Raw genomic sequence first — 3,828 nt, forward strand, 5'->3', positions numbered from 1 at the left:
ACACTACAGTCCATCATTTTTATCTTGACAAACTACTAGTTTTGAGAAAGTTCGCTTTTTCCCAAATCTTAGAGTCAGCATTCATGGCCATAAATTTTCCAGAAACCCCATTAGTCACGAAAAATCGCTCGGAAATAGACAGAAATCTAGATCGGAGCTTTATTTGGTTAACTCGAATTTTTGCCCTAGCAATTGCTGGGATTTTATTATGGATTACCTTGCAAGTTGCTATTGCGGCCAGTCCAGCGATCCAAAAATTCGGGATTAATTTCTTAATCACCAGCAATTGGAACCCTGTTAATAATGAATATGGGGTATTACCTGCGATTTATGGGACTCTCATGAGTTCTTTAATCGGACTAGTTTTAGCAGTTCCGATTGGTGTGGGGACGGCGATTTTATTGAGTGAGGATTTTTTGCCATCCCAGGTAAAATTGGTACTGGTATTTTTAGTAGAATTATTAGCTGCCATTCCCAGTGTTGTCTACGGAGTCTGGGGAATTTTTGTTTTAATCCCGATTTTAACTGATTTGGGCAAATGGCTGCATCGTTATTGGGGCTGGCTACCTATTTTTAGTACCTCACCTACAGGTCCAGGAATGTTACCTGCGGGAGTGATCTTAGCAATTATGACTTTGCCAATTATCACCGCTATTTCTCGTGATGCTTTGATTTCTGTACCTTCGGGTTTACGTCAAGCTGCCTTGGCAATCGGTGCAACCCGTTGGGAAACAATTTTTCAAGTTATTATCCCCGCTGCTTTTTCTGGCATTGTCAGTGCGGTGATGTTGGCACTTGGTAGAGCCATGGGTGAAACAATGGCTGTGACAATGTTAATTGGTAATGCCAATAATATTAACATCTCTTTCTTAGCACCATCTAATACAATTTCTTCCCTACTAGCAAATCAATTTGCTGAAGCTAATGGGTTACAAGTTGCTGCTTTAATGTATGCAGCTTTAATCCTATTTCTATTGACGATGATAGTCAATATTCTGGCAGAGTTTATTGTGGCGCGAGTCCAGAGACTATAGTGATAGGTTAAATTATGACTTCTTCTTTTGAGCAAAGAAGCCTGACTCGTTCTCCTTCCTCTCCTCGGACATTGTTGAATACAGCAATGACTGGATTAGCTTTTATCTGTGGAGCATTGGCACTAGTCCCCTTGTTGGCAGTGCTTTATTATGTAGTAATTAGAGGGTTTAGTAGTTTAAATCTCAATATTTTTACGCAGTTACCACCGCCGCCTTTTGGCAAAAATGGCGGTTTTGGTAATGCCATTGTTGGCACAATTCTCATGGTCGGGATTGCCGCTGTCATTAGTGTTCCCTTTGGTGTATTGGCCGCAATTTATTTAAATGAGTTTAGTTCCCAAAAGATTGCTAGATGGATACGTTTTGCTACTAACGTCCTCAGTGGTGTTCCTTCTATTATTGCTGGGGTATTTGCTTATGGAATTGTGGTTTTGACCTTAGTAAAGCTGAATTTAGGCTCTTACTCAGCCCTGGGGGGTGGATTTGCCTTAGCAATTTTGATGTTACCTATTATTGTAAAAACTACAGACGAAGCTTTGCAATTAGTATCTCAAGATTTGCGGCAAGCGTCTGTTGGATTAGGTGCAAGTAATTTGCAAACTGTGATCCTGGTGGTATTGCCGGCTGCATTACCAACAATTGTCACTGGTTCTACTTTGGCGATCGCTCGGGCTGCTGGAGAAACAGCACCATTAATATTTACGGCTCTTTTTTCTGCTTTTTGGCCGGATAGCATTCTCAAACCTACTGCTTCTCTCGCGGTTTTAGTCTACAACTTTGCTACTTCTCCCTTCCCAACTTGGCAATCTCTAGCTTGGGCTGCGTCTTTAATCCTCGTAATGATGGTTTTAATTACTAGTATTATTACTCGCTGGGTGACTAAACAAAAGGTTTAGTTAACAAAACTGAAACTCATCCCGAAAAACTTATTCTTTAACTTACCTTTGGGGGTTAAAGTCCCCTGCTTCTACAAGCAGCGGGTTTTGCGTCGGGGTAAAATCCCCGTTGCAAAACGTAATTCTAAATTCTAAATTCTAAATTCTGCATTCATTTAAGTATTTATGGCTACTACAATTAGCACGATTAATGGGGCTGAATCGGTTTTACGCACAGAAGACCTCAATATCTACTACGGCAATTTTTTGGCTGTACAGAATGTTTGGCTAGATATTCCTAAAAATCGGGTGACGGCTTTTATTGGACCATCTGGCTGCGGTAAAAGTACATTATTGCGATGTTATAACCGTCTAAATGATTTAATCGCATCATTTAGAGCCGAAGGTAAAGTTTATTTCTATGATAAAAATCTCTATGCACCCAATATTGATCCCGTAGAGGTGCGGAGACGTATTGGTATGGTGTTTCAAAGACCCAACCCATTTCCCAAGTCAATTTATGAAAATATTGCTTTTGGGGCCAGAATTAATGGCTACAGGGGTGATATGAATGAATTAGTAGAACGGAGTTTGCGACAAGCGGCTTTGTGGGATGAAGTCAAGGATAAATTGCGCCAAAATGGTTTATCTTTATCCGGTGGACAACAACAACGTTTATGTATTGCCCGAGCGATCGCAGTACAACCAGAAGTTATCCTCATGGATGAACCATGTTCTGCTCTTGATCCTATTTCTACCTCGCGGGTTGAAGAACTAATTCATGAACTTAAAGAGCAATATACCATCGTCATAGTCACTCACAATATGCAGCAAGCATCACGAGTATCTGATAAAACGGCGTTTTTTAATGTCAGAGCCTCAGAATCAGGTGGACGGGCTGGGTATTTAGTAGAGTACGATTCGACAGAGCTAATTTTCAGCAACCCTCAACAGGAAGATACCAAAGCTTACATTAGCGGTAAATTTGGTTAGTGCTGAGATGATAAAACAAGTGGTAAAAATGTTTTGGTGGTTGTTGATAATTAGTTGATAATTAACAGTTAACCAAGAATTGATCCGTTTTTGGAGGAGTGCCAGCAGAATGTCTAACACTATTTTATCCAATTCTCGTTTTCCTACCAGGAATTTTGGGAAGATCTTATCCTTGAGTATATTGATATGCGCGACTTTTATATTACCTGCATCGGCGCAAGAAAAGGCAAAATTATGGCGAACTTTAACCGTGAGTGGACGGGGAGTAGAAACAATTTCTACAACTTTATCTCAAGTGAGTTTAGGTGTGGAAATTCAAGGAAAAACCGCTGAAGATGTCCAAAAAGAAGCGGCTCGTAAATCATCCGCTGTGGTGACATTGCTGAAAAAACGTAATGTGGAAAAATTGACAACTACAGGAATTCGCCTGAATCCAGTGTATAGCTACAGCAATAATGTCCAACGAATCACTGGTTATGCTGCCAGTAATACAGTCAGTTTCCGCATTCCTACAGATCAAGCCGGAACATTGTTAGATGAAGCTGTGAAGGCTGGAGCGACACAAATTAACGGTGTGAGTTTTATTGCTAGTGATGAAGCAATTGCGATCGCCCAAAAACAAGCTCTGAAAAAAGCTACCCAGGATGCCCAACAGCAAGCAGAAGCCGTTTTAAGTAGCCTGGGATTACAACAAAAAGAAATTGTCAGTATTCAAGTCAATGGTGCAACTCCACCACCACCTCCCATGCTTTACCGGGCTGAGGCTAAATTAGCTAATGCAGATGCTTCTACTCCCATAATTGCCGGTGAACAGGAAGTACAAGCATCAGTAACATTGCAAATTAGTTATTAGTCAGTGGTCAGTGGTCAGTGGTCAATGGCAAGGAAAAAACAACTAACAACTGTACGGGCGAAGCATTTGGAGA

4 protein-coding genes are annotated in these 3,828 nt (G+C 40.8%); all 4 read left to right on the forward strand.

All coding sequences use genetic code 11. The annotated features are described in order from the left end of the window. Window positions 1-83 precede the first annotated feature (83 nt). The 4 genes from pstC to FJR06_RS05755 all read left to right on the forward strand — a co-directional run bounded on the left by pstC (window position 84) and on the right by FJR06_RS05755 (window position 3,755). Window positions 84-1,034: a phosphate ABC transporter permease subunit PstC gene (gene pstC, locus FJR06_RS05740; RefSeq protein ID WP_168651031.1), complete on the forward strand. Its 951-nt coding sequence runs from the start codon at window positions 84-86 to the stop codon at window positions 1,032-1,034. A gap of 14 nt (window positions 1,035-1,048) precedes the next feature. Then, window positions 1,049-1,930 (forward strand): phosphate ABC transporter permease PstA, encoded by an 882-nt coding sequence (gene pstA / locus FJR06_RS05745; protein WP_015079688.1) that lies wholly within the window; start codon window positions 1,049-1,051, stop codon window positions 1,928-1,930. Window positions 1,931-2,095: 165 nt separating this feature from the next. Beyond that, entirely contained in the window at window positions 2,096-2,902 is an 807-nt protein-coding gene (gene pstB, locus FJR06_RS05750; protein ID WP_015079689.1) for a phosphate ABC transporter ATP-binding protein PstB, read from the forward strand. Window positions 2,903-3,011: 109 nt separating this feature from the next. Further along, window positions 3,012-3,755: an SIMPL domain-containing protein gene (locus FJR06_RS05755; protein ID WP_015079690.1), complete on the forward strand. Its 744-nt coding sequence runs from the start codon at window positions 3,012-3,014 to the stop codon at window positions 3,753-3,755. Window positions 3,756-3,828: the final 73 nt, after the last annotated feature.

The sequence above is a fragment of the Dolichospermum sp. UHCC 0352 genome, assembly GCF_009711925.1.
GTDB classification, from domain to species: domain Bacteria; phylum Cyanobacteriota; class Cyanobacteriia; order Cyanobacteriales; family Nostocaceae; genus Dolichospermum; species Dolichospermum lemmermannii.

What these genes read in the sequence shown, in the direction of transcription:
- pstB (WP_015079689.1), top strand. Translation starts at nt 2,096, where the DNA reads ATGGCTACTACAATTAGCACGATTAATGGGGCTGAATCGGTTTTACGC.
- FJR06_RS05755 (WP_015079690.1), top strand. Translation starts at nt 3,012, where the DNA reads ATGTCTAACACTATTTTATCCAATTCTCGTTTTCCTACCAGGAATTTT.
- pstC (WP_168651031.1), top strand. Translation starts at nt 84, where the DNA reads ATGGCCATAAATTTTCCAGAAACCCCATTAGTCACGAAAAATCGCTCG.
- pstA (WP_015079688.1), top strand. Translation starts at nt 1,049, where the DNA reads ATGACTTCTTCTTTTGAGCAAAGAAGCCTGACTCGTTCTCCTTCCTCT.